The sequence below is a fragment of the Bradyrhizobium sp. RP6 genome (assembly GCF_003837805.1).
In the GTDB taxonomy this organism is placed as follows: domain Bacteria; phylum Pseudomonadota; class Alphaproteobacteria; order Rhizobiales; family Xanthobacteraceae; genus Bradyrhizobium.
In genome coordinates, this window is sequence record NZ_RQIT01000002.1 from 157,516 (window position 1) to 183,337 (window position 25,822).

The 25,822-nt window shown below is 64.9% G+C and carries 25 protein-coding genes; 21 read left to right on the forward strand and 4 right to left on the reverse strand.

Annotated features, from left to right (window positions below; all coding sequences use genetic code 11):
- Positions 1-93: 93 nt before the first annotated feature.
- The 10 genes from EHH60_RS05605 (at position 94) to EHH60_RS05650 (ending at position 11,013) form a co-directional block, all read left to right on the forward strand.
- Complete coding sequence (locus EHH60_RS05605; protein WP_124158482.1) at positions 94-1,371, forward strand: amidohydrolase/deacetylase family metallohydrolase; 1,278 nt, start codon at positions 94-96, stop codon at positions 1,369-1,371.
- Positions 1,372-1,478: 107 nt separating this feature from the next.
- Positions 1,479-3,770 (forward strand): xanthine dehydrogenase family protein molybdopterin-binding subunit, encoded by a 2,292-nt coding sequence (locus EHH60_RS05610; protein ID WP_245454403.1) that lies wholly within the window; start codon positions 1,479-1,481, stop codon positions 3,768-3,770.
- Positions 3,767-4,603 (forward strand): FAD binding domain-containing protein, encoded by an 837-nt coding sequence (locus tag EHH60_RS05615; RefSeq protein WP_124158484.1) that lies wholly within the window; start codon positions 3,767-3,769, stop codon positions 4,601-4,603. The genes EHH60_RS05610 and EHH60_RS05615 overlap by 4 nt, the downstream gene beginning before the upstream one ends.
- Complete coding sequence (locus EHH60_RS05620) at positions 4,600-5,787, forward strand: xanthine dehydrogenase family Fe-S subunit (protein ID WP_124158485.1); 1,188 nt, start codon at positions 4,600-4,602, stop codon at positions 5,785-5,787. The genes EHH60_RS05615 and EHH60_RS05620 overlap by 4 nt, the downstream gene beginning before the upstream one ends.
- Positions 5,788-5,858: 71 nt before the next feature.
- Entirely contained in the window at positions 5,859-7,013 is a 1,155-nt protein-coding gene (locus EHH60_RS05625) for an ABC transporter substrate-binding protein (protein WP_124158486.1), read from the forward strand.
- 280 nt (positions 7,014-7,293) lie between these two features.
- Positions 7,294-8,166 (forward strand): branched-chain amino acid ABC transporter permease, encoded by an 873-nt coding sequence (locus EHH60_RS05630; protein ID WP_199751317.1) that lies wholly within the window; start codon positions 7,294-7,296, stop codon positions 8,164-8,166.
- Positions 8,163-9,209 (forward strand): branched-chain amino acid ABC transporter permease, encoded by a 1,047-nt coding sequence (locus tag EHH60_RS05635; protein ID WP_124158487.1) that lies wholly within the window; start codon positions 8,163-8,165, stop codon positions 9,207-9,209. The genes EHH60_RS05630 and EHH60_RS05635 overlap by 4 nt, the downstream gene beginning before the upstream one ends.
- Positions 9,209-9,991 carry an ABC transporter ATP-binding protein gene (locus tag EHH60_RS05640; RefSeq protein WP_199751318.1) on the forward strand — a complete coding sequence of 261 codons (783 nt, stop codon included), beginning with the start codon at positions 9,209-9,211 and terminating at the stop codon, positions 9,989-9,991. The genes EHH60_RS05635 and EHH60_RS05640 overlap by 1 nt, the downstream gene beginning before the upstream one ends.
- Positions 9,984-10,688 (forward strand): ABC transporter ATP-binding protein, encoded by a 705-nt coding sequence (locus EHH60_RS05645; RefSeq protein ID WP_199751319.1) that lies wholly within the window; start codon positions 9,984-9,986, stop codon positions 10,686-10,688. Before EHH60_RS05640 ends, EHH60_RS05645 begins: the two co-directional genes overlap by 8 nt.
- Positions 10,681-11,013: a Rieske (2Fe-2S) protein gene (locus tag EHH60_RS05650; protein WP_245454404.1), complete on the forward strand. Its 333-nt coding sequence runs from the start codon at positions 10,681-10,683 to the stop codon at positions 11,011-11,013. Before EHH60_RS05645 ends, EHH60_RS05650 begins: the two co-directional genes overlap by 8 nt.
- 123 nt (positions 11,014-11,136) lie before the next feature.
- On the opposite strand, the gene EHH60_RS05655 is transcribed toward EHH60_RS05650, so the two are convergent.
- A complete protein-coding gene (locus tag EHH60_RS05655; RefSeq protein ID WP_502697394.1) occupies positions 11,137-11,997 on the reverse strand; it encodes an alpha/beta hydrolase in 861 nt (286 codons plus the stop codon).
- Positions 11,998-12,313: 316 nt separating this feature from the next.
- Here EHH60_RS05655 and EHH60_RS37420 point away from each other — a divergent pair, with 316 nt between their 5' ends.
- Entirely contained in the window at positions 12,314-12,553 is a 240-nt protein-coding gene (locus EHH60_RS37420) for a hypothetical protein (RefSeq protein WP_199751320.1), read from the forward strand.
- Between the two features lie 300 nt (positions 12,554-12,853).
- On the opposite strand, the gene EHH60_RS05665 is transcribed toward EHH60_RS37420, so the two are convergent.
- Positions 12,854-13,099 (reverse strand): hypothetical protein, encoded by a 246-nt coding sequence (locus EHH60_RS05665; protein ID WP_124158493.1) that lies wholly within the window; start codon positions 13,097-13,099, stop codon positions 12,854-12,856.
- Between the two features lie 231 nt (positions 13,100-13,330).
- On the opposite strand from EHH60_RS05665, the gene EHH60_RS05670 reads away from it, so the two are divergent.
- The 7 genes from EHH60_RS05670 (at position 13,331) to EHH60_RS37070 (ending at position 22,123) form a co-directional block, all read left to right on the forward strand.
- Positions 13,331-13,510 carry a hypothetical protein gene (locus tag EHH60_RS05670; protein ID WP_124158494.1) on the forward strand — a complete coding sequence of 60 codons (180 nt, stop codon included), beginning with the start codon at positions 13,331-13,333 and terminating at the stop codon, positions 13,508-13,510.
- Between the two features lie 74 nt (positions 13,511-13,584).
- Positions 13,585-14,262 (forward strand): response regulator transcription factor, encoded by a 678-nt coding sequence (locus EHH60_RS05675; protein WP_124158495.1) that lies wholly within the window; start codon positions 13,585-13,587, stop codon positions 14,260-14,262.
- A gap of 17 nt (positions 14,263-14,279) precedes the next feature.
- A complete protein-coding gene (locus EHH60_RS05680; protein WP_124158496.1) occupies positions 14,280-15,704 on the forward strand; it encodes a sensor histidine kinase in 1,425 nt (474 codons plus the stop codon).
- A gap of 147 nt (positions 15,705-15,851) precedes the next feature.
- Positions 15,852-16,886, forward strand: a complete 1,035-nt coding sequence (rpoH, locus tag EHH60_RS05685) for an RNA polymerase sigma factor RpoH (protein WP_124158497.1) — start codon at positions 15,852-15,854, stop codon at positions 16,884-16,886.
- A gap of 64 nt (positions 16,887-16,950) precedes the next feature.
- Complete coding sequence (locus EHH60_RS05690) at positions 16,951-20,133, forward strand: efflux RND transporter permease subunit (protein WP_124158498.1); 3,183 nt, start codon at positions 16,951-16,953, stop codon at positions 20,131-20,133.
- On the forward strand, positions 20,130-21,416 hold the full coding sequence (locus EHH60_RS05695) for an efflux RND transporter periplasmic adaptor subunit (protein ID WP_124158499.1): 1,287 nt from the start codon (positions 20,130-20,132) through the stop codon (positions 21,414-21,416). Before EHH60_RS05690 ends, EHH60_RS05695 begins: the two co-directional genes overlap by 4 nt.
- The gene (locus tag EHH60_RS37070) at positions 21,413-22,123 is read left to right on the forward strand and encodes a hypothetical protein (RefSeq protein WP_158626715.1); all 711 of its coding nucleotides are present in this window, start codon (positions 21,413-21,415) and stop codon (positions 22,121-22,123) included. Before EHH60_RS05695 ends, EHH60_RS37070 begins: the two co-directional genes overlap by 4 nt.
- A 320-nt stretch (positions 22,124-22,443) precedes the next feature.
- Here the strand turns inward: EHH60_RS37070 and EHH60_RS05705 are convergent, their stop codons facing one another.
- Positions 22,444-22,677 (reverse strand): hypothetical protein, encoded by a 234-nt coding sequence (locus EHH60_RS05705; protein ID WP_124158501.1) that lies wholly within the window; start codon positions 22,675-22,677, stop codon positions 22,444-22,446.
- 233 nt (positions 22,678-22,910) lie between these two features.
- Positions 22,911-23,153 (reverse strand): hypothetical protein, encoded by a 243-nt coding sequence (locus EHH60_RS05710; RefSeq protein WP_124158502.1) that lies wholly within the window; start codon positions 23,151-23,153, stop codon positions 22,911-22,913.
- A gap of 423 nt (positions 23,154-23,576) precedes the next feature.
- Here EHH60_RS05710 and EHH60_RS05715 point away from each other — a divergent pair, with 423 nt between their 5' ends.
- From EHH60_RS05715 to EHH60_RS05725, 3 genes are all read left to right on the forward strand, one after another.
- Positions 23,577-24,629 carry a catalase family peroxidase gene (locus EHH60_RS05715; RefSeq protein WP_124158503.1) on the forward strand — a complete coding sequence of 351 codons (1,053 nt, stop codon included), beginning with the start codon at positions 23,577-23,579 and terminating at the stop codon, positions 24,627-24,629.
- Positions 24,626-25,189 (forward strand): cytochrome b, encoded by a 564-nt coding sequence (locus EHH60_RS05720; protein WP_124158504.1) that lies wholly within the window; start codon positions 24,626-24,628, stop codon positions 25,187-25,189. The genes EHH60_RS05715 and EHH60_RS05720 overlap by 4 nt, the downstream gene beginning before the upstream one ends.
- A 110-nt stretch (positions 25,190-25,299) precedes the next feature.
- Positions 25,300-25,800 (forward strand): Dps family protein, encoded by a 501-nt coding sequence (locus EHH60_RS05725; protein WP_199751356.1) that lies wholly within the window; start codon positions 25,300-25,302, stop codon positions 25,798-25,800.
- The last annotated feature ends 22 nt before the right edge of the window (positions 25,801-25,822 follow it).

Here is a 25,822-nt window from a genome sequence, read left to right on the forward strand (position 1 = left end):
AAAATACGAAGCATGCTTCGTAATGTCAAAATACGAAGCATGCTTCGTAATTCGGGCGAAGCCGTCGCCCGTGCAAGAAGAGGAGAGCGCACGATGTCCGTCACTGCCAGCTTCGACCTTCTGCTGCGAGGCGGTCGCGTGATCTGTCCGGCCTCCGGCGTCGATGGCATCAGGGATGTCGCGATCCGCAACGGCAAGATTGCAGCGGTGGCGTCCGACATTCTGCCGACCAGCGCCAGGGAGGTCGTCGACGTCGGCGGCAAGCTGGTGCTGCCCGGGCTGATCGACACCCACGCCCATGTCTATCAATATGTCTCCGGCCGCTTCGGCATGAACCCCGACATGGTCGGCGTGCAGTCGGGGGTGACGACGCTTGTCGACCAGGGCGGTCCGTCCTGCATGACGCTGCCGGGCTTTCGCCATTTTATTGCAGAGCCCGCGGCCTCACGCGTCTATGCCTTCCTGTCCGCCTATCTCGTCGGCGGCCTCGAGGGGCATTTCTATCCGCAGCTCTACAGCCCCGACGGCGTCGACATCGACGCGACCGTCAAGGCGGCGACGGCCAATCTCGACATCGTGCGCGGCATCAAGGCTCACGCCGAGATCGGCGGCTTCGCGCGCTGGGGCATTCGCGTCATCGAGATGGCGGCGGAGATCGGCAAGCGCGCCGATCTGCCGGTCTATGTGCATTTCGGCCAGCTCTGGGGTCTGCCCGAGAGCGGCGCCAATGGCGAGGATGCCGACACCATCCTCACCCGCGTCATTCCGCTCTTGCGCGAGGGCGACATTCTCGCCCATCCCTTCACGCGCCATCCCGGCGGTTTCGTCGATCGCGAAGGTGAGGTGCACCCGGTGATTCAGGCCGCGCTCGACCGCGGCCTGAAGGTCGACGTCGGTCACGGCAGCCACTTCTCCTATCGGCTCGCTAAGAAGGCGATCGCCGCCGGCATCATTCCGACCACGCTCGGCGCCGACATCCATGGCTACAACACCCACGTGCCCGCGCCGGCCGGGACTCCCGACCAGCATGAGGACGAGGAGAACCATCCCTTCGCGGGCCAGGCCAAGTTCAGCCTGGTCCAGGCGATGAGCTCGATGATGGCGCTCGGCCTGACACTGGAGCAGGTGGTGCCGATGGTCACCTCCAATCCCGCCAAAATGCTCGGCCGTAGCGCCGAGATCGGCGCGCTCAAGGCCGGCATGGACGCAGACGTCTCCGTGCTCTCGGAGCGGAGCGGCCGCTTTGTCCTCAAGGACAATGAGAAGAACGAGGTGATCGCCGAGCGCCTGCTGCAGCCGGCCTTCTGCCTGCGCGCCGGCACGCGCTTCGATGCGGTCGCGCCGATCCTGCCGCAAGCTGTCGCGGCATAAGGGCGGTGAAGGGGAACGCCGGCGTGCGCAACGAGCGAGAATTTCCTTCTGGCAAGTCCGGGAAGGGGGTGGGCGCACGGCTGCCTCGGAAGGAGGACGATCGCCTGATGCGCGGCCGCGGACAGTATGTCGGCGACATCAGGCTCGCGGGCCTTCAGGATGTCGCCTTCGTGCGCAGCCCGCTGGCGCATGCACGCATCCGCGGGATTCATGTGCCTGAACGCTATCGCGGCAGCGTGTTCACGGCGGCGGACCTAGCCGGCATCAAGCCGATCCGCGCGGTGTCGGGGCTTTCCGGCTTCAAGATTTCCGAGCAGCCGGTGCTCGCCACCGGCAAGGTGCGGCAGGTCGGCGAGCTCGTCGCAATGTGCCTTGCGCCGACACGCGCCGAAGCGGAGGACATTGCTGCCTCCGTGACGTTGGATCTGGAAGAGCTGCCCGCAGTCACCGACATGCTGAAGGCGCGCGAGCCCGGCTCGGCGCTGGTGCACGAGCATTGGGGCGACAATGTCTTCCTCGAAACCAATTACGAGGTCGACATCTCCGGCGCGCTCGATGCGCCGATCAAGGTGACGCGCGAGATCTCGACCGCGCGGCAATGCATGTCGCCGCTCGAAGGCCGCGGCGTCGTCGCGACGTTCGATCCGAGACTCGACCAGCTGACGCTGCATTCGGCGGCGCAGATGCCGCACATCACGCGCAGCGGTCTTGCCGAGTGCCTCGGCATGGAGGAGGGCCAGATCCGCGTCATCTCGCCCGATGTCGGCGGCGGTTTCGGCCACAAGGGCATTCTGCTGCCCGAAGAGGTCTGTCTGTCCTGGCTGACGATGCGCTGCCGACATCCGGTGCGCTGGCTCGAGGATCGCCGCGAGCATCTGGTCGCCAGCTCCAATTGCCGCGAGCATCATTACAAGATCACCGTCTATGCCGATCGCGACGGCACGCTACGCGGCATCGATTGCGAGGCGACGGTGGATTCCGGCGCCTATTCGTCCTATCCGTTCTCCGCCTGCCTCGAAGCCGCGCAGGTCGCCAGCATCCTGCCGGGTCCCTACAAGATGCCGGCCTATCGCTGCCGCACCTTCTCGGTCGCCACCAACAAATGTCCGATCCTGCCCTATCGCGGCGTGGCGCGCACCGGCGTCTGCTTCGCGCTGGAATTGATGCTCGATCTCGTGGCGGCGGAGGCCGGGCTCGAGCCGGGCGAGGTCCGGCTGCGCAATCTGGTGCGGCCGGAGCAGATGCCGTTCGACAACATCACCAGGAAGCATTTCGACAGCGGCGACTATCCGGAAGCGATGCGCCGCGCGCTGGCACAGATCGATATCGATGCTATTCGCGGCCGCCAGCGCAAGGGAGAGGCCGACGGCCGCCGCATCGGCGTCGGCGTCTCCATCTATTGCGAGCAGGCCGCGCACGGCACGTCCGTCTATTCCGGCTGGGGCATTCCGATGGTGCCGGGCCACGAGCAGGCCTCTGCGCGGCTGACGCCGGACGGCGGCCTCGAACTCCGCGTCGGCGTGCATTCGCACGGGCAGGGCATGGAGACGACGCTCGCCCAGGTCGCGCACGAGATCCTCGGCGTGGATGTCGCGAAGATCCGCATCATCCTCGGCGACACCGCCATGACGCCCTATTCGACCGGCACCTGGGGCTCGCGCTCGATGGTGATGGCGGGCGGTGCGGTCGCGACCGCCTGCCGCGAGCTCGGCGAACGCGCCCTGCGCATCGGCGCCAAACTGTTGCAGCACGATCCGGCTTCGGTGGTGTTGCAGAATGGTGAGGTGCGCGGTGTCAACGGCAGCGCCAGCCTGAAGGCGATCGCCCACACCTGGTACCGCCGCCCGCAGGATCTGCCCGCCGATGTCGATCCCGGCGGGCTGGAAGTGACACAGGGCTACAAGCCGGTGCGCGACAGCGGCACCTTCAGCTACGCCGCTCATGCGGCGGTGGTCGCGGTCGATCCTGATCTCGGCGAGGTCGAGATCCTCGACTACGTGATCGTCGAGGACGGCGGCGTGCTGGTCAATCCGCTCGTCGTCGACGGCCAGATCTATGGCGGCCTGGCGCAAGGCATCGGCACCGCGCTCTACGAGGAAATGCCGTTCGACGCCTCCGGCCAGCCGCTGGCGACGACGCTCGCGGACTACCTGCTGCCCGGGCCAATCGAAGTTCCCGCCGCGCGCCTGGATCACATGGAGACGCCGTCGCCTTACACGCAGTTCGGCGTCAAGGGCATCGGCGAGGGCGGGGCGATCGCGCCGCCGGCCGCGATCGCCAACGCCGTCAACGACGCGCTGCGCCCGCTCGACGTCGAGCTGATGCAGTCGCCGATCACGCCCCATCGGATCGTCGCGGCCATGCTGGCCGCCCGCGCGGCCGAAAGGAGTGCGGCATGAAGCCCGCTCCCTTCGCCTATGAACGCCCACGAGATTTCACGGCAGCACTCTCGATGCTGGCAGCCCGCAGCGGCTCGGCAAAAATCATTGCCGGCGGCCAGTCGCTCGGGCCGATGCTCAATCTGCGGCTGGTGCAGCCGGAGCTGATCGTGGATATTTCCGGCCTTGCCGAGCTCAAGCGTGCCGAGATTTCCGGTGGCGAACTCGTGCTCGGTGCCCTGGTCACCCATGCCGATATCGAGGACGGGCGCACGGCCGACGTGACCCGCGGCGCCATGCGCGGCGTGGCGGCCAATATCGCCTATCGCGCCGTGCGCAACCGCGGCACGATCGGTGGCTCGCTCAGCCATGCCGATCCCGCGGCGGACTGGATTTCGGCACTTGCCGCCCTGGGTGCGCGGGTGACGTTGCGCGGCCTGGCCGGTGCGCGCACGATGCCTGTCGAGGCGTTCGTGCTGGGTGCCCTGGAATCTGCGCTGCACACGGGCGAGATCGTGGAGGCGGTGCACGTGCCGGCGCGATCGGCCACGGCGCATTGGGGTTATGCGAAGAGCTGCCGCAAGACCGGCGAGTTCGCCCATGCCATCGGTGCGGTCCTGATCGATCCCGCCGCGGCTTCGGCGCGCATCGTGATCGGCGCGATCGACACGACTCCCCTGGTCATCACCGACGCCGTGGAGCTGTTCGGCGGCCGGATTGCAGCCGATTACAAGCAGCGCTTCGACGTCCGCGTTGCGGACGCTCTTCTGGCCAAGGCCGGCATCGATGATGCCGCGCAGCGCCATATCCATGTGAGCGTGCTGAGGCGCGCCGTCCAGGAGGCCGCGGCATGAGCACGATCGCGCTCCACGTCAATCGCCGCGCGGTGGAGGTGCCCGCCGAGCCGCGCACCAGCCTTGCCGATTTCGTTCGCGACAAGCTCGATCTTACCGGCACACATCTCGGCTGTGAGCACGGCGTCTGCGGCGCCTGCACCGTGCTGCTCGACGGTGTGCCGGCGCGCTCCTGCATCACCTATGCGGCGGCCTGCGAGGGCGCCGACGTCACCACGATCGAGGGGCTCGACGAGGACGAGGTCACTTCCGAGCTGCGCGCCGCCTTCACCCGCGAGCATGCGCTGCAATGCGGCTATTGCACGCCCGGCATGCTGGTCTCCGCGCGCGACCTGGTGCTGCGTCTTCCCGACGCCGACGAGCGCAGCATTCGCGTCGGCATGAGCGGCAATCTCTGCCGCTGCACCGGCTATGTCGGAATCGTGCGCGCGGTGCAGTCCGTGATCGAGGCAAGGCGCGCGCGCAGCATCGCGCCGCTGGCAGGTGCCGGCCGGACCGGTCTCGGCCCCGTCGGGTCGGGACGCGCCGCGCCCGGTCGCAGCGAGTCGCGACCTGCGCAACAAGCGCTGGCTGCGGCTTCAGAGAACATCGCGGCCTGCAGCATCCCCGACTTCACCCCGGCGACCGTGCTCGACCAGCGCTTCACGCTGCCGTATCCGCCGGCGAAGGTATTTGCGATCTTCGACGATATCGCGGTCATCGCCGCTTGCCTCCCGGGCGTATCGCTGGGCTCGCCGCCGACGCCGGAGCGCGTGGAGGGGGCGATCCGCGTCAAGCTCGGCCCGGTCGCTGCGGCCTTCGAGGGCGCCGCGCGCGTCGAGCGCGATCCAGCGACGCTCTCCGGACGCATCGTCGGCATCGGCACCGACCCGCGCAGCCGCTCGGCGACGCAAGGCGAGATCCGTTACCGCCTGCTTCCGCTGGACGGCGGCGCAGCGACGGCCGTCGAATTGTCGATCGGCTACACGCTCACGGGAATGCTGGCCCAGGTCGGCCGTCCCGGCCTGGTCCGCGATCTCGCCAAGCGCCTCGTTGCGGAGTTCGCCGCCAATCTCGATCGCCGGATGTCCGGCGTGCCGTCAGGGCCGGGGACGTCGGCGGAGCTGAGCTTCTGGTCGATTGCGTCGGACGTTTTGCGCGCACGGATCGCTCGCATCTTTGGCCGCCGGAGCGAGGCGGGTTGACGGTGTGCTCGCACACCGGAAGTGACGAAGCCTGGATTGCGTAGACATCAACAGCGTTGTGGAGAGACAACATGACAAGAGCACTCGGACTGGTTCCTACCATCGCACTGGCGACGGCCTTGTTTGGCGGCGCCGCGGGGGCGCAGACCATCAAGATCGGCGTCAACGAGCCGCTCACCGGCGCGTTCGCGGCCTCCGGCACTTACGTCGTCAACGGTGCCAAGATCGCCGCCGACGAGATCAACGCCAAGGGTGGCATCCTCGGCAAGAAGATCGAGCTGGTGATCGAGGACAACAAGAGCAACCCGACGGAAGCTGCCGCCGTCGCCGAAAAGCTCATCACCAGCGACAAGGTGCCGGTGCTGATGGGCGCCTGGGGCTCGAGCCTGACACTCGCGGTGATGCCGAAGCTGATGGAGTATGAAACGCCGATGGTGGTCGAGACCTCGTCCTCGGGCAAGATCACGACGACGGGCAATCCCTTCATCTTCCGCATCTCGCCGCCCTCGGCGGTGGAAGCTGCGGCGTTCAAGGGCATCGTCGACAAGCTCGCACTGAAGAAGGTCGATTTCCTCGTCATCAACAACGATTGGGGCCGCGGCACCGCCGAGGACTTCAGCAAGATGATGAAGGACAAGGGCATCACCATCGGTCTGGTCGAGACCATGGACCAGGGTGCTCAGGACATGAGCGCCCAGCTCTCCAAGATCAAGAGCTCCGATTCCGAGACGGTCATCGTCACGACAGCGGTCGATCAGTTGACGCTGATCTTCAAGCAGGCGGCTGCGCTCGGCCTGAAGAAGCGCATCATCACCACCGGTGGCTCGCAAAATCCGGACCAGATCATCGCCCAGGCGGGAGCTGCCGCCAACGGCACCATGCATCTGACGACCTTCCTGCCCTGGTTCCCGGACAAGACGCCGAATCCGGAAGCGACCAATTACTTCATCACGGAGTGGAAGAAGCGCGGCTTCGACTTCGCCGGCTGCACCGAGAGCTTCCGTGGCTATGACGGCATCCGCGCCGCGGCCGCCGCGATCGAGAAGGCCGGCAAGGCCGAGCCTGCCGCGATCAAGGCCGCGCTCTGGGACGTCAAGGTGAAGGGCCTCAACGGCGACATCGTGTTCCGCAAGTCCGGCCCCGAGGGCAAGGAGAGCGGACAGAGCCAGCCCAACGTCTATCTGATCGAGATCGCCGACGGCAAGATCGAGATGAAGACGCTCTAGAGATGATGAAGCTCGGCCGGGTGGCGAGCCGCGAGGCAGCTGCGCTCCCTCTCCCGCTTGCGGGAGAGGGTTGAGGAGAGGGTGTCTCCGCGGTGGGATTCCCCAAGAAGATAGAACCCTCACCCGGCGCTCCGCGCCGACCTCTCCCGCAAGCGGGAGAGGTTGCACCGAGCCTGTGGCAATCGACTCAACCTAGAGCCACTCCGCTTTAGCATCAGTCAATCCCGGGCGAGGGCGGCACGTAGCGGCCCTCGCCGTCATCCAACATTCAGGACCGGCCTTGAGCGAATTTCTCCAGCATCTGATCAACATGCTCGTGCTCGGCGGCACCTATGCGCTGCTGGGCATCGGGCTCACGTTGATCTTCGGCATCATGAATGTGGTGAACTTCACGCATGGTGTGCTCTACACGTTCGGGGCCTACATCATGTTCATCGTGGTGCAGCAGCTCGGGCTGAACTTCTTTCTCGCGCTGCCCGTGGCCGTGCTGGCCGGATGGCTGCTCGGGGCGGTCATCGAGCTGACATTGCTGCGACCGCTGCGCGGCTCGGACATCGACACCACGATGCTGGTCATGATCGGCGCCTGGATTGCGATGCAGTCGGGGACGCTGTGGATCTGGGGCGGCGTCGCCAAATCGGTGGCAACGCCGTTTCCGGAGGCGCCGCTCGTGCTCGGTCCGGTGTCGGTGTCCTGGCTGCGGCTGTTCGTTCTCGCTGCCGCGGCACTGTTGATCCTGGTGACGTATCTGCTCATCAACAAGACCAGCCTCGGCCGCGCGATGCGGGCGACGTTCCAGGACCACGACACGGCTTCGCTGATGGGCGTCAATGTCGACATGATCTACACCTCGACCTTCGCGATCGGCTCCAGCCTGGCCGCCGCCGCGGGCGCGCTGCTCGGGCCGGTCTACGTGATCTTCCCGCAGATGGGCGATCTCGCCGCGGTGAAGGCCTTCGCGATCGTCATCCTCGGGGGCCTCGGCAACATCACGGGCGCCGTGATCGGCGGTTTCATCCTGGCGCTCGCCGAAGAACTCGGTGCCGGTTACGTCTCGTCGGGCTACCGCGATGCCATGGGCTTTCTGATCATCATCGCGGTGCTGATCTTCCGGCCGACCGGCCTGTTTGCGCGCGCGGAGCGCGTCGGATGAAGGCAATCATCACCATTCTCGCCGTCGCGGCGCTCGCCTCGGTCCCGCTCTGGCTGCGCGATCCCTATCTCCTGAATGCGCTGATCACGACCGGGATCTTCGTCATCGGGGCGATGAGCCTCAACCTGCTGCTCGGCTTCACCGGCCAGCTCAGCCTCGGACACATCGCCTTCTTCGGCATCGGCGCCTATGTCAGTGCGCTGACCTCCCTCGGCTTCGATATCGGCCTGCCCGGGGGCGTGCGTCTGGTTCACGAACCCTGGCCGCCGATTGCAGGCTTCGTGCTGGCGATCATCGTTGCTGGATTGTGCGGCTATTTCGTCGGGCTGCTCTCGTTCCGCGTCCGCGGCGCCTATTTCGTCATCGTGACGATCTCCTTTGCCGAGGTGGTCCGGCTGGTCGCGCTGAACTGGGTCGAGTTGACGCAGGGACCGCTGGCGCTGACCAACATTCCCTCTATCGCGCTGCCTTTGCCAGGCTTTGGCGAGCTGACGCTGCGCACCAAGATGCAGAACTACTATCTCGTGCTGGTGGTCGCGCTCATCGCCTATCTCCTCATTGCGCGCCTCGTCCATTCGCATTTCGGCCGCGCGATGCGCGGGCTGATGGAGAACGAGACGCTGGCGGTCTCCGTCGGCATCGACGTGACCAGGACGCTGACGATCGCGGCGGTGATCTCGGCGGCGATCGCGGGTGCGGCCGGCAGCCTCTATGCGCACTACATCCGGATCATCGATCCCGAAGTGTTCGCCTTCATCAACACCGTCACCATGGTGATCATGGTGATCAGCGGCGGCAAGGGCTCGCTGGCCGGGCCCGTCGTCGGCGGCCTGATCTTCGGGCTGCTCCCGGTCGCGCTGCGGCCGGTCATGGCGCCGGAAGCGCAGTGGATCGCCTATGGTGGCGTGCTGATCGCCATCCTGTTCGTGCTCCCGCGCGGCATCGTGCCGTCGCTCGCGCAGCGATTTGGCCGACGACGCAACGGGCGAACGGCGCTGGCGCCGGTCGCTCTGGCCGAGACCGCTGCCAAGGAGCCGGCGTGATGACAGAGCGCAGCATTGCCATGGCGATCGATCAGGTGGCGGTCCGCTTTGGCGGCCTGGTCGCAATCTCCGACATGAGTTTTACAGTCGGGGAGGGCGAGATCGTCAGCCTGATCGGGCCGAACGGCGCCGGCAAGACCACAGCCTTCAACGTCATGACCGGCTTCCTGACGCCGAGCGCGGGCCGAGTGACCTATCGCAACACTGCGCTCGCCGGTTTGAAGCCGCATCAGATCGCCGATCTCGGTCTGATCCGCACCTTCCAGCGCACCAGCGTTTTCCCCAACGACACCATCCACGACAATCTCCTGATCGGCCTGCACCGCCAGGGCCGGGTCCGGCTGCTCGATGCCATCCTCGGCCTGCCGGGCGCGCGCGCCTCGGAGCATAGGCTGCGGCAGCGGGCGGGCGAGCTGCTGGAATGGGTTGGGCTCGAACGTCGCGCGCACGATGCCGCGGGCTCACTGTCCTACGGCGAGCAGCGTCTCGTCGGTGTCGCGCTGGCGCTCGCGGCGGAACCGTCGATGCTGCTGCTCGACGAGCCGGTGTCCGGCATGAACGCCTCGGAAACCCACCGCTTCGTCGAGCTGATCCGCAGCATCCGCGACCGCGGCATCACGATCCTCCTGGTCGAGCACGACATGCCGATGGTGATGACCGTCTCGGATCGAATCGTTGTGCTCAATTACGGCCGCATCATCGCGGAAGGGACACCAGACGTGATCCGCAACGATCCGGCGGTGATCGAGGCCTATCTCGGACATGGAGCGGGACGTGCTTGAGATCCGCGAGATGGTTTGTGGTTATGGCGGCGTCACCGCGCTGCGCGGCATCTCGCTCGAGGTGAAGGCCGGCCAGCTGGTCGCGCTGATCGGTGCCAACGGCGCCGGCAAGAGCACGACGCTGCGCGCGATCTCCGGCCTCGTGCCGCCACGGTCGGGCCAGATGTGGTTCGAGGGGATCGACATCACCGGGGCGCGGCCCCCGCGCGTGCTGGCCAGCGGAATCGCGCATTGTCCGGAAGGGCGGCGCGTGTTTCCGCACATGAGCGTCGAGGAGAATCTCGACATGGGAGCTTACCTCCGTCGTGGTTCGGGTGAGATTGCGGCCGACCGCGACCGCATCTACGCGGAATTTCCGCGGCTCGCCGAGCGGCGCCGGCAGGCGGCAGGGACGCTGTCCGGTGGCGAGCAGCAGATGCTTGCGATCGGGCGCGCGCTGATGTCGCGACCGCGGCTGATCATGTTCGACGAACCATCGCTCGGGCTCGCGCCCAACATCGTCGAGCAGACCTTTGCGATCATCCGCGGCATCCGCGATGCCGGCACCACGGTGCTGCTGGTCGAGCAGAACGCCTTCGCCGCGCTCGAGATGTGCGATCACGCCTATCTGCTCGAGAACGGTCGTATCGTGCTGTCGGGCGCCGGTACCGAACTGATCGCGAACGAGCATGTGCGCAAGGCCTATCTCGGTGGATGACGAGGCCGGGTGGATTGCCGTCTGCGATCTCGACCGGCTGAAGCTCGAGGCGATCGTCCGCATCGCCGGGCACGACCTGCTCGTGATCTGGAACGAGGGCCATGTCGTCGCCTGCGAACGTGCGTGCCCGCACGAACAGGCCGATCTTGCTCTCGGGCGGGTGACGGCAGGGCGGCTTCATTGCCCGCGCCATGCGGCATCGTTCGATTTGCGCGATGGGGCAATCACCGCGGGATGGCCGAGCCCGCCGCTGCGGCTTTATCCGGTGCGGATCACGGGCGAGCGAATCTGGATAGAGATGCAGGAGCGGCAGCCGGCGCGATGATGACATCATGCCCCTGTTTTGCCCGACGAGTCAAAGCGGTCACGACGGTGTCGATTGGCCTTCGAAAAACTTGCATTTGAAAACAACGGGGTCTCTACTGTGCATGGGGTTGTTTTCGCAGTTTTAATCCAGCAGTCGCCGAACGGCGTCCACGAGAATGCCGTCCGGCCGGCGCAGCGCCTCGAGAATGGTGAAATGGTCGGCGCCTTTGACCGGGATGAGCTTGCCCGGCGCTCCCGCCGCCGCGCGCTTCTCGTGGAAATCGATTGAATCGTTCACGAGGGCCGGCAGCTCGTTGCTTCCATAGGCGATGTCGAGCCGCTTCTGCGTCACGGGCAGGCGAAGCGGCGACAGCCTCGCGACTTCCTGATCCGTCAGCTTCAGCGCTTTGTTCAGCCCGGTATCGCGGATCGGTGCGAGATCATAGACGCCAGAGATCGCCAGTCCCGCCTGGACGCGCGGATGATCGAGCGCCATCGCAACGAGATGGGCGCCGGCGGACCAGCCCGACAGGACGATCCGGCCGGCGATGCCATAGGACGCGCCATGCGCGGCGAGCCAGTCGAGTGCGCGCGGGATTTCGCCGACGATGTCGGTCAGGGACACCTCGGGCGCCAGCGAATAGCCGGGTATGGCAACCGACCAGCCATGCGCCGCGACGCCTTCGACCAGCATGGCGAACAGCTCTCGCGAATTGCGCTGCCAATAGCCGCCGTGCAGGAACAACAGGCAGGGCGCATCCGGCCTGGCCGCGGGGTAGAGGTCGATCTTGTTGTTGGCTCGCTCACCATAGGGCAGGTCGAGGTGGGATTTCAGCGTGCCCCGCAGCCGGCCGGAGGCTTCGTTGCGCTCGGCGATCAGGGCCGCGCTGTTCTTGACGGCCGCGTTGTTGTCATAGGCGGCATCGCGTTCTGCCTGGGACAGCTCGGACCACCTCCCACGGGGGTCGGCCGACCGAATTGTCGAATGAGCGTTCTCAGCCAAGAGACTCTCCATTGCGCCTGCGCCCCCGGTGGCGCGCTTGTCCAACTTGGATCGGCGATTCCGTGCCTGGATGCAATACGGCCTGCCTCACTCGATGCATCCAGCGTGCCAGCATCCTCCGAGATGACGCACAGGCGCCATCCGCCGGTGTTGGATCGATCCGGACCGCGCGGTCGCATGATCCGGATCGATCGGCGCCGTGCGTGCGGACCTAGCTGCAGCTCAGCGGCAACGGTCGGCCCGGATTCAGCTCGTACCAGTCATAGCAATCCGGATAGCCGTAGAATCCATATCCAGACCGGAAGCGGTCAAAACGGTGAAACGCGTGCTGCCGGAGGCCGCGGGTCGCGACATGATCGCCGAAGCCGAGGTGCTCGCCGCCGAATCGGGCTCCGCCGCCGAATCCGCCGGCATGTCCCATACCGCCGAAATGCGCGCCGCCACCGAAACCCATGTGACCGCCGCCAAAGCCCATATGTCCGCCACCGAAGCCACCGCCGCCGTGGCCACCTCCACCGCCGCCATGTGCCTCGGCCGTTCCGACCGCCAGCGCTGAGGCAAGCGCCGCTGTCGCCATGATCATCAATGCTCGTTTCATGAGGAACTCCTTTCGTGTTCGGATTCCCGGCGGCCGATGCCGTCGCTTCAGCCTCGTGCCGTCAGCAAGTCCCGTCTCGACAGGAAGATGGGACGGTCGCGCGGCAATCCCACTGAATTCGATTTCAGGAGCGGGGCGCTGCGCATCGGCGAGGTGATCCGCCGACGCCGGCGGGGACGGGCTCAGAGTCAGGCCCGTCCCCATCGCTGAGCGGCGGCGACCGAGCGAGCCGCCCGGCCGGCCGCGACGTCGTCGGGATCAGAAGCTGCCGGTGCCCGGCTCACAGGGAACGTTGTTGCCAGTCCATGGCGCCGTCGCAAACGCGCCGACACGCGGCGCTGGAACGCAGGCGCGGCCGACCTGATAGACCGAGCCGTACGATGCAACCGGATCGGCTTGCATGGCGGATGGGCGGACGTCGGTATGGCGCTCCCGCGCCATGGCGGGTCCGCCGAGCATGGCGACTGCGATCAGTCCGGTCGACAAGAGCTTGAGGGTGGTCATTTGGCTTCTCCTTTGATGACAGCTGGCAGTCCAAGCCGGCCTGCGAAGGAGGTGCGGACGAGCGCGCGTCGACAAAACGCACGAAATGCTCACCCGCGTTCAATGGACCGTGATCCCGGCCTTGCCGGCAAGCACGATCGTGCAAACTCGCAACGTTCTCGATCTTGGCGCGTAACAGCAGCCTCGCTGAGGGCATATCTGCTGGAACGTCCTGCTGCTTGGAGATGTGAGATGATCATCGCGACAGCACATTCGATCGCCTTCGCGCCGGCGCCCGCGGTGGCCGCGCTTCCAGGCTCCCTGACATGCAATTTAATGGAGCTTCATTCCCCGCAGAACTACTTCTCTTGCCAGAGCGCGGTGCGTCGCATGCCGGTCCTGCCTCGCATGTTCGGCCCGGGCGGGCATTGAACATGTCGTCGCGGATCACCGAGCCCATGTTTCGCCGCCGGCCGCGAGGCCTCGCAGGACGTGGGACCAGCACAATGACGCGGATACTCCTGATCGAGGATGACGCCGAGACCGCCGACGCGATCGTCGCCGAACTCACCGAGCGCGGGTTCGAGGTGCGATGGGCGCCTGACGGAATAGGCGGTCTCGATCGGGCGCGAGAATCCTCTCCCGATGCCCTGATCGTCGATCGCATGCTGCCCGGAATGGACGGGTTGACCGTCATCGAGGCCCTGCGCAAGGACCAGGTCAGGACGCCCGTTCTGGTGCTGAGTGCGCTCGGCGCGGTCGACGACAGGGTGCGTGGATTGCGCGTCGGAGGAGACGACTATCTCACCAAGCCGTTCGCGCTGATCGAGCTCGTCGCGCGAGTGGAGGCATTGCTGCGGCGTCCGATCGACAGCCGCGAGACCACGTTGCGCGCCGGGCCGCTGGAACTCGACCTGATCGAGCGGACCGTGCGGCGTGGCGAGCGCGAGATCGATCTGCTGCCGCGCGAATTCCGTCTGCTCGAATACATGATGCGCCGGAGCGATCAGCTGCTCACACGTGCGATGCTGCTCGAGGAGGTCTGGAACTACAAATTCGTTCCGGCAACCACCAATCTCATCGATGTGCACATGGGGCGCCTTCGTCACAAGGTCGACGGCCCCGGCGAGACGCCGCTCATCCACAACGTTCGCGGCTCCGGCTTCGTGCTGCGCGTTCGCTAAACCGGTCCGGCGGATCGATGCGCCAGATTCAGTTCATTCGTTCCAACACGTTCCTCTGCGCCGCGGCAATGGCGGCCACGCTGGCGCTGTTCGTCGTCGGGCTATTCGCCTTCATCTACTGGAAGATCGACGACTACCTGATCGTGCGATCCGACCGCATGATCGCAACGCAGCTCAACTTCATGGCCGAGCTGCCGCCCGGCCGCCTCATCGACGCGATCTCCGATCATCTCAAGCAGGATTCAAGGGGCGTGCAATATGCCGGGTTGTTCGACGCCGCAGGGACTCCGCTTGCCGGCAACATCGGGCGATTGCCATCGCGGCTCGATCTCGGCGGACCAGTCCAGGGCGTGCGGCTCGCGCGGACCGGGCCCTCGGCGGCTCGCGATGCCGTTGTCAAGGCCGCGGGCAGGCGGCTGAGCAACGGTCATATCCTGGTGATTGGGAGGAACGTCGACGAGACGCGCGAGATATCGAGCGTCGTCGGGCAGGCGCTGCTGCTCGGTCTGCTGCCGGCATTCTGCCTCTGCCTGCTGGCCGGGGCCTGGCTGAGCGTCCGCGCCCAGAGGCGCGTGGAGCAGGTGAACCAGAGGGTTCAGCGCATCGTGGCCGGCGATCTCCGCGAACGGCTCCCGCAGACCAACGCCGACGATCCGTTCGCGCGGCTGGCCAGGATCGTCAACGGCATGCTCGATGAAATGGAGACTACGATCAACGCGCTGGCCGGCGTGGGCAACGATATTGCTCACGATCTCAGGACGCCGCTCACGCGAGCCCGCCTGGCGCTGGAGCGCGGCCGCTCGCACGCGGCCACTCTGGAGGACCTTCAGGACATCGTGGACAAGGCAATGGCCGGAATCGACCAGTCGCTCGCAATCATCACCGCGCTGCTGCGCCTGGCCGAAATCGAAAGCAGCAGCCGGACGGCCGGTTTCGGCGACGTCGCGCTCGACGAGATTCTGCGGCAGGTGTGCGATGTCTACGAACCCATCGCCGAAGACAAGGATATCGAAATTGACGTCGAGATCGACCTCAAGGTGCAGGTGCGGGGTGATCGGGACCTGTTGTTCGAGGCGGTTGCCAATCTCGTAGACAATGCCGTCAAATTTACCCCTGCGGGCGGAAGAGTGACGCTCGCGCTGGTGTCGGACGACAGGACCGCGCTCGTGCGCGTGATCGATACCGGGCCCGGCATCGGCGAAGGGGAGCGCGAGGCGGTGCTGCGCCGGTTCTATCGCTCCGACAAGATGCGCAACACGCCGGGAGTGGGGCTGGGCCTGAGTCTTGTCGCAGCCATCGTCAAGCTGCATGGCTTCTGCCTGACCATTTGCCCGGCACCCGGCGGACGGGTGGAGATCCTCGCCCCGACGGGCGCGACATCACGCGAAGCCGCGGCGTCCGCACCGGCTCGTTCGCTTCACGTGAGCCTCGCGCCGATGTGACCACAGATGCCATGTGCGACACGTGCGAAGCGGAAAGAGCAGCGAGATATCTGAAAGCGAATTCAGGCTTGTTAAGTGCAGTTTACTGGCGCCGCCAGTGGGAGGCTTCTTACGTTCCGCTTGCGGGTTCGAATGTGGGAGCAGAACATGCCAACGCGACACGCGGGTTTGAACAGGATCGATACGGCCGAGCCGGGCAGGCGTACGGCGGCCGCTGTGTTCAATGCGTATTCGTCAGTCATCGGTCGATACGACCTGCTAGAACGCGAGCAGGAGCAGCAGCTTGCGCGTCGCTGGCAGGAGACGAGGGACGGCGATGCCGCGAACGCGCTCATCACGAGCCATCTCCGGCTCGCCGCCAAGGTCGCGCGGACCTACAAGGGATACGGCCTTCCATTCGCAGATCTCATGGCCGAGGCCAATCTCGGGCTGGTGATTGCCGCGTCCCGGTTCGAGCCCGACCGAAACTCGCGATTTTCTACCTATGCGACGTGGTGGATCAAGGCCGCCATCCACGAATACATCCTGCGCTCCTGGTCGCTGGTCAAGATCGGAACAACGGCTGCTCAGAAGAAGCTGTTCTTCCGGCTTCGTGGCGAGATGAGAAGGGTCGGCCAGGGCGGGATGGCGCGGCTTACCCCCGATGTCGCCGAGGCGATCGCCACCAAGCTTGAAGTTTCGGCGCGCGAGGTGATGGAGATGGATTGCCGCCTGCACGGTGACTTGTCGCTGAATGCGCGGGTCGGCGGCGACGAACAAGGTACCGAGTGGGAGGCCTTGCTTGTGGACGAGGCGAGCGACGCCGAGACCATCCTTGCCGATCAGGATCAGATGGAACATCGGACCGATGCCTTGCGCATTGCGCTGAATGGCCTGACGGCGCGCGAGCGGCGCGTGCTGGAGGCAAGGCGGCTGGCGGAGCATCCCCCGACACTCGATCAACTCGCCCGCGAGCTTTCGATCTCCAGCGAACGCGTCCGGCAGATCGAGATTCGTGCCTTTGCAAAGGTCAGGCGTGCAGCCATCCGTGCCACCGAGGAGCCCGCGGCCGCCCGCGGACAGGAACGGCGCGTGGCGCCGTCTCAGTCGTCCCCCAATTGTTCCGGCAGTGTCTCCAGCGCGAGGCGTTCGCCTCGACGCGAGCGATCGAGAGGTCGCGATGCTGAACTCGTTTTCATTTGAACGGTCAAGCAGCGTGGTCATCTGAACTGAGATCTCCCGCAACCTGCTGCAGGTAGTCGTCGTCATGGGAATTGTCCGCTTTGCGCTCCGGTTTCCGCACACATTCTATGTGCTCGCGGCGCTGATCCTGTTTCTAGGCGGCATCTCGGTCTGGTCGATGCCGACGGACATCTTTCCCGAGATCCGCATCCCCGTCGTCACGGTCATCTGGAGCTATACCGGTCTCTCGACCCCGGAGATGGAGCAGCGCGTCTCCACGTACAGCCAGTATTCGATCAGCGCCAATGTCAGCGGCATCAAGAACATTGAAGCGCAGACGCTCAATGGCTTGTCGGTTCAAAAGATCTACTTCCAGCCGGACGTCAATCTGGATCTCGCGATCTCGCAGATCGTATCGGCAACGAACGCCATCCGCGCTCTGATGCCGCCGGGCATTCAGCCGCCCGTCATCGTGCAGTTCAATGCGTCGAGCGTGCCGGTACTGCAGCTCAGCCTCGAGTCCAACAAATTGAACGAGCAGCAGCTTTACGATTTTGGCATTTACCGGATCCGGCAGCAACTGGCTCCCGTTCCAGGAGTGACGCTGCCGACACCTGCGGGTGGCAAGTATCGCCAGATCATGGTCGACATCGACCCGAACAAGCTGTTGTCGCGCGGATTGACGCCGCTCGACATCGTCAATGCGGTGAATACCCAGAACCTGACGCTGCCGACAGGAACGGCGAAGATCGGCGATACCCAGTACACTGTGCGAACCAACGCGACGCCGGCCTCGATCAAGGATCTCAACATGATCCCGGTCAAGTTCGCGAATGGCGCGACGATCCTGCTGAAGGATGTCGCTCAGGTTCGGGACGGATCGCAGGTCCAGCAGAATATCGTGCGCGAGGATGGTCACCGTTCGGTTCTGCTGAGCGTGATCAAGAACGGTAACGCCTCGACGCTTGCCGTCGTCAACGGGGTCAAGCAGGCCCTGAAATCGATCCGGGCATCGGCGCCAGCCGGGCTGAAGATCACCGAATTGTTCGACCAATCGATCTTCGTTACCCACTCCGTCGATGGTGTGCTGCGCGAAGGCGCGATCGCGGCAGGTCTCACGGCGTTGATGATCCTGGTATTTCTGGGATCGTGGCGGTCGACGCTCGTGGTCCTGATCTCCATCCCGCTCGCGATGCTGTCTTCGCTGATCGTCCTGCATTTCCTTGGCGAGACCCTCAACACGATGACGCTGGGTGGGCTGGCGCTCGCGGTGGGCATCCTGGTCGACGATTCGACGGTGACGATCGAGAACACGCATCGGCTCTGGACCGAGGAGGGGATGCCACTGTCGCAAGCGACGCTGCACGGCGCGGCCGAAATCGCGGTACCGACGCTCGTCTCCACGCTCGCCATCAGTTGCGTCTTCACCTCTGTCGTATTCCTCGAAGGACCGGCCAAATACCTCTTCACACCGCTCGGCCTTGCGGTGGTGTTTGCCATGCTGGCGTCGTACGCGCTGTCGCGGACTCTCACGCCGATCACGATCGGTCTGCTGTTGAAGGGCGAGCAGCGCCATGGTGAGGGCCAGCGTTCGTCCGGGACGTTTTCGCGCGCGTCCGCCGCGTTCGAGCGCGGCTTCGAGGGCCTGCGCGACGGCTATTCCGAATTTCTGGCGACCCTGCTCCGGAGTCGCAGCATCGTTCCGATCGCTGCCGCGCTCGTGCTGGCGCTCGGGGCCGTCATGTTCGTCTATGTGGGCAGGGACTTCTATCCCCTGATCGACGGCGGTCAGATCCAGCTCCACGTCCGTGCGCGCGCGGGGACCCGGATCGAGCGCACCGAGGCCATCTTCCAGGCGGTCGAGGACAAGATCCGCGAAGTCATTCCGGACCGAGATCGTGGGCTGATCGTAGACAATATCGGTCTGCCGGCGCGTCCCTACAATCTGGCCTTCACCGACGGTTCGACGATAGGAGTGAACGACGGCACGATCCTCGTATCGCTCAAGGACGGCCACAGGCCGACCGCAGATTACGTCAGGAAGCTGCGCCAGGCCTTGCCGGCGGCATTCCCCGAGGACGTCTTCTATTTCCAGGCGGCGGATATCGTCACCCAGATCCTGAATTTCGGCCTGCCGGCGCAAATCGACGTCCGCACCGTCGGTTACGGCGCCAACAACCTGTCCGTGGCGAAGGAGCTGCAAAAGAGCCTGGCTGCCATTCCGGGAGTCGTCGACGCGCATCTTCAACAGGAGGTCGACGCTCCCGCATTCTACGCCGACATCGACCGCACAAGGGCCGCACAGCTGGGGCTCAATGCCAGCACGGTGGCAACCAACATCAATGTCAGCCTCAGCTCGTCCGCCCAGGTCTCGCCGAATTTCTGGACCGATCCGACGTCGGGCATCCCCTATTATCTTGCCGTTCAGACGCCGGAGTACCGGGCCAACTCGCTCAACGCGCTGGGGAACACGCCGGTGTCGGCCTCGTCGGCGGCAAGCGGGCAGACGGTGCCCGGCCTGCTCAGCAATGTCGCGACTTTCAAGCGAGGGACCGTGCCCACCAATTTGAACCAAGCAAACGTTCAGCCGGTGTTTGACGTCTATGCGAGCGTGCAGGGGCGCGATCTCGGCAGCGTCTCGGCCGATATCGACAAGGTCACCTCGACGTTTCAAAAGCAGCTCCAGCCGGGAAATTCGATTGAGGTTTTGGGGCAGATCCAGAGCATGCGTCAATCGTTCCGCGATCTCGGGATCGGGCTGCTGTTTGCCGCCATCCTGGTCTATCTGCTGATGGTCGTGAACTACCAGAACTTCGGCGACCCCTTTGTCGTCATCATGGCGCTGCCCGCGACTTTATGCGGTATCGTGACGATGCTGTTCATCACGGGGACGACCCTGAACGTGCCTTCGCTGATGGGCGCGATCATGGCCGTCGGCGTCGCATCGGCCAACTCCATCCTGCTGGTGACCTTCGCGCGTGACGCGCAATTGAACGGGCACACCGCGTTCGAGGCCGCGCTGAGCGCGGGTCGTACGCGAATCCGCCCCGTGTTGATGACGGCTGCCGCGATGATCGTGGGCATGATCCCGATGGCGATCGGAGGCCCGGGCGAGGAGCAGAACGCGGCGCTCGCCCGTGCCGTCATCGGCGGGCTGCTGTTCGCAACGCCGACGACATTGCTGATCGTGCCCTATCTCTTCGCCTGGCTGCGCAAGCGCAACGACGGCAAGCCTCACCACGGCGTGTTCGAGGAGTCACCGGAATGAGCGATGTTCGCGTGCGGACCAACAGCCACGACGTGAGTGATCGGGCCGATGCGGAAAGCGGCCGCATCGTGGAGCTGCCAGGCAAGGACGCACGACCGCGCCGCCGGTACGGCGGCGTATGGCTCGGCGGCGCCATGTTCCTGCTCCTTGTCGGCGGTCTCGGCGTGGGCGGCTGGCGCCATTATCAGGCCGCACGCGATCTGGCTGTATCGTCAGAGCAGATCAGGACCGCCGTTCCGGAGGTTCGGGTGGCGACGGTCCGCGCCAGCGCCGAGTTCGCGAAGGTCACCCTTCCGGCGACGACGACGGCATTCGAGGCGGCGAACATCTTCGCACGGGCCAGCGGCTACATCGAGAAGCGCTACGTCGACATCGGCGATCACGTGAAGAAGGGCGATCTCCTTGCGGAGATCACCGCGCCGGAACTCGACCAGCAGATCGCGCAGGCGGAGGCGACGCTCGCGCAGAACCAGGCGGCGTTACAGCAGGCGCAGGCGAGTCGTGAGCTTGCCGACGTCACCAATGCGCGGGACAGCAATCTGGTCAAGCAGGGCTGGTTGACGGCTCAGCAAGGCGACAACGACCGTCTCACCCTGCGCGCCCAGCAGGCGGCCGTGAGCGTCGCCCAGTCAAACATCACGGCGCAGGAGGCGCAGATTCGTGTCCTTCAGCAGGAGAAAGCCTACCAGCGCGTGATGGCACCGTTCGACGGTGTGATCACGCAACGCAACGTGGACAATGGCAGCCTCGTCCAGGCCGGATCGACCTTCATGTTCACGCTGATGCATTCAAACGTGATTCGAACGCAAGTCTTCGTGCCGCAGGACGAGGCCTTCGGCGTCGCGCCGGGCGTCGAGGCCGAAATTCACGTTCCCGAAATCCCAGATCGGGTATTTCCAGGGAAGGTCACGCGTATCGCGACTGCGTTGCAGCCGGGAAGCCGCACGCTGCTGACCGAGATCGACGTACCCAATCCCGACGGCGCCTTGAGCCCCGGCATCTACTGTACGGTCGAACTGTCGATCCCGCGCAAGACGCCGTCGATGTCCATTCCGGCCGATGCGCTGGTCTTCGACCAGAACGGCCTGCATGTCGCAGTCGTGCGCAACGGCACCGTTCACTTGCAGAAGGTCTCGATCGCACGAGATTTCGGCACGTCGGTCGAAGTACGCGAGGGTGTGCGGCCCGGCGACCAGGTCGTGCTCAATCCGGCGGTCAATCTGGCGGAGGGCAGCCACGTCTCCATTCGCAAGGATGAGGTGAGCCAGGGGGGGCAGACATGATCCGCATTCTTTGCGCGGCGTTCGCCGCCGTGGTGCTCGGCTGCTCTGCGGGCAAAGCCCAGATCGCAACAACCGGCAGCACGGCGATGAGCCTGCCGACCGTACCGGGCGCGATCGTCACCTCACCGCTCAATAGCCCGGGTCCGTTCTCCGCAACGACCGTGCAAGGTGCACCCGATACCACGCTGGCACCCGTTCCGCTCGCCTCGGATCCGACGACGCCAGGTACGGTCGTCGTCTGTGCGCCACCATCGACGTCTCCGATGTCGGCGACGTCGATGCCGACAATGCCGACCACATCGAGCACGGGATCGCCGACGGCGGGGAATGTCGTCCCAGTCGTACCGGTCATGGGACAGAACGGGAGCTCTATCGGGACAATTTCCGTGGCCGCGCCGTCAGGTACCGGAGTGACGGTGGCGTGCAGCTCAACGCCGGGCGGGGCGGTGGCGAGCGCTGCGAGTTTGCCGCTCTCGGTCCCGCAAGTGCAGGCCGGGCCGCCGCCGGGTACGATCCCGGCCGCGATCAGCGGCGACGTCGGAACGGGCATTGATCCAAATGCTGTCGTCGCGCCCAGCCCCAACACTTCAACCTGCGCGGAAAGCATGACGATGAATCTCGCATCTCCTGCGACGGTGCTACCGGCCAACGCGTCAGGTGCGGCGCCGACGCCCGGAGTCTCGCCAATCTTGCCGCCGGGGTGCTGAAGGGGCAGCCGTGCAGCGCCAATCGCCCTATCGCCATGTCGCGACCATCGCGAAGGATGGATACGTCACTCGAAACGGTCGTCGCCGCTCTACCTGGCGGCGGTAAACGTTCCCGATATCGGTACAGCCATCGCCCGTGCAGCGCCGGTGACAGAGCGATCGACTCGAGAGTTGTCGAACAAATTGGAGGAATGACAGCATGAGGAGCTGCCATTCCTCTTTTCTGCGTAAGCCAAAAGGCCCCGAGGCGCGTAACGACCCGCTTCAGTTCAGGACGCACAATTGCGGTCTGCCGAAGCAGCGTTGTCCGGCCGGTGCGCTCAATAGCCGGACTTGGGCTCGCAGGGCGGGCGACGCCACGGGGCAGATGCATAGGCGCCGACGTCCGGAGCCCGCGTGCAACCGCGCTTGGAGGTAACCGGAACACGTTGAGCCGACGCGTAGGCATCGACATTCGTCCGCCGCGCGTTCGTATTGCCTTCACGCGCCATCGCCGGGGAAGCAACCATGGACGCAGCGATCAACCCGGCCGAGAACAGCTTCAGTGTAGTCATCGTACATCTCCTTTGACAAAGCGACGCCGGGAACGCCTAGGCTCGCGCGTCAGACATGTGCATGCGCGCGCCGGATCGGCAGTATCGATTGAACGATCATTTTCGTCGTTGCACGAAAGGATGCATGCATATCCACGCCGCGGGTACGCCGCATCGCGCGGTCGTACTCCGTTCGAGGCATGAACGATGGTCATCTGGATCTGGTAGTTGTACTTGATTGCTGGTTCGGCTTGTCATCGGCGCCAGTGGTGATTGCGAACCTGAACCGCGCCAAACACGGGAGCCGCGCCACCGGGGCGCTCGAGGCCCATACGGCCTGCCGGGGTCAACGCGCCACCATTCAGCACGTTGCGGTCGGGATACATCGAGGCAAAGGTTGCGGGCTCCTGGTCGGCGAAGGACCAGGCGGCGGAGGCCGACGACACTGTCGCAGCTGAGATCAGCACCGAGGTGATCAGGATCTTGAATGCATTCATAGCGATTCTCCATTGCTTTCTCGTGCGGAGAGTCGCTTGGCGAAGATCGCTGCTCGGCTGACGGCGTTTCCAGAATTGTAGTCTGTGCCGAGATATATAAGCCGCTCTGTTCGCAAAGCCCGTGATTGTGCATCACTGTTGCGAGAAGACGATGGCTTTCGCCAGGTACCTGCCGGCGAGGATCGCACGCGACCGCGCGGCGACCCGACGTCGGGAGGGTGATGCCGGGAAGGCCCAGAACCACTTCACGTGCGATATCGGTGGCGATCTTATCGGACAGGCGGCCCGCCGTGCCTTCACGAAATTGACGGTGCGTTTGGGAAGATCGGAATGGCGACGGTCCGCTAAGTTCGCTTCCTGTGATTGAGCGGAGAGCTGCGCGCTTTAGAGCGCTGGACGGCTGCCGCGTTGCGAGAGGACTAGATGAATCAGCCAGGTAGAGTCGAGCGTTCGAGCCTTGGATGGCTCGTTCTGATTGCCGCCGTGGTCGGCGGCAGCGCCGCCGCCTTTGCGTATACCGCCGGGTGGCTCACGCCGGGGCGTCTTACGCCGGATCGCATGATTGCAGCGTTGACGCCTCCGAGCGGCCCGCCGCTGGGGCACCGGCGGAATCACGCCAAGGGAATCTGCTTCACCGGAATGTTCGAAGCGAACGGAAATGGTGTCGAGCTGTCCCGCGCGAAGGTGTTCGTGCAGGGCCGCTATCCGGTTCTGGGCCGTTTCAACCTCGGTACGGCCGATCCGAACGCGGTGGATGCGACCGTGCGCGTCCGCGGCATGGGACTCCAGATATCGGCGGCGGACGGAGAGGAGTGGCGAATGGCGATGATCAACCCGCCGTTCTTTGCGGTTTCCACGCCCGAGGCGTTTCACGGCCTGCTGGTTGCAGCCGGTAAGAAGGATCGGGAGGCGATGAAGACGTTTATCAGCGCAAATCCGGAGTTCGCCGCTTTCGCAGCCTGGGCCAAGACGGCGCCCTGGACCGGAAGCTATGCGGAGGAGGCGTACAACAGTCTCAGCAGCTTCGTCTTCACGAACGCGAAGGGCGATGAGCATGCCGTGCGGTGGTCGCTGGTGCCCACGGCAGAGCCTGTTTCCATCGCCCATGCGGAGCTTGAGAAGCGCGGCCCGGATTTTCTCGAGCAGGAGATCACGACCCGGGTGAAGTCCGCGCCGCAACGATGGACCATGGTCACGACTGTGGCCGAGCCGGGCGATCCGACGGCTGATCCCAGCAGGGCTTGGCCGCAGAACCGGCGCAAGGTGCAGGTCGGAACGCTGGTCGTACAGCGAATTGAACCCGAGCGGGATGGGCCGTGCCGCGACATCAACTTCGATCCGACCGTGCTGCCGCAGGGAGTCCGGGTGTCGGACGATCCCTTCCCGGCGGCGCGCTCGTCCGTCTACCGCAAATCCTACGATCTTCGCGCAGCCGAAGCCAGCGACTATCCGAGAACCGAGGTTACCAAGCCATGACCAATGTCCCGCAACGCTTCGCTCCGATCCAGCGGCTGCTGCACTGGCTGATGGCGATCTGCATCATTGCCATGCTCTTCATCGGTATAGGCATGGTGTCCACCGTGGCTCAGAAATACCTGCCGCTCATCCTGATCCACAAGACGCTTGGCGTCGCACTCCTCGTGCTCGTCCTGGTCAGGCTGGCGCTGCGGCTTCATTTCGGCGCACCGCCATTGCCGGCCGACCTTCCGGCGACGATGAAGCTGGGAGCGCGATTGTCGCATCTGCTGCTCTATGGCTTCATGATCGTCATGCCCTTGCTTGGTCTCGGCATGCTCTGGGCTGCGGCCTACCCGGTTGTCCTGTATAGCGGGATTCGGATTCCGGCGTTGCTGCCGCAGAGCGACCATGCACACACGCTGCTTTGGGATGTCCACGTCTATTTGGGCCTCGCGCTCTTCGCCCTTGTGCTGCTGCACCTGGCAGCGGCGCTGTTCCACGCCCTGGTCCGTCGCGATGGCGTGTTCGCGACGATCTCGCCTCTGCCGGAGCGGCAGCGGATGAAGCCTACCGAATGAGTCTCGGCGCGCCTGTGAACGTGCAATCCGGGAACGATGCTTCGGCACGGAAAGACCTGCTGCCCGCCCTCGGGCTAGAAACTATCCACTTTCCAACAAGGATACCAACCATGACCAAAGCAGACTTGCAAAGCCCGACGGATCTGGGAGCCAATGCGAACCGGGACATTCCGGCCGCGCTCCGAGCATTGCTGGCGGACGTCTTCGCGCTGTACCTGAAGACGAAGAATTTCCATTGGCACGTATCTGGCAGTCACTTCCGCGACTACCATCTCCTGCTCGACGAGCAGGGCGAACAGATCTTCGCCATGACCGACGATATCGCAGAGCGCGCGCGCAAGATCGGCGGCACCACGCTGCGATCGATCGGTCACATCGCCCGCGAGCAGCGCATTCTCGACAACGACGCGGATTATGTCGATCCGCTGGATATGCTGGCCGAGCTGCGCAGCGACAATCAGCAGCTGACACGGGAAATGCGCCGGGTCCACGAGCTCTGCGACGAATATGGCGATGTCGCCACCGCAAGCCTGCTGGAAAACTGGATCGACGAGACGGAGCGGCGGATCTGGTTCCTGTACGAGACCGGGCGGAGCGGTCCGAATTCGTAAGGCGAGCCGTTCGGCCGGGAGG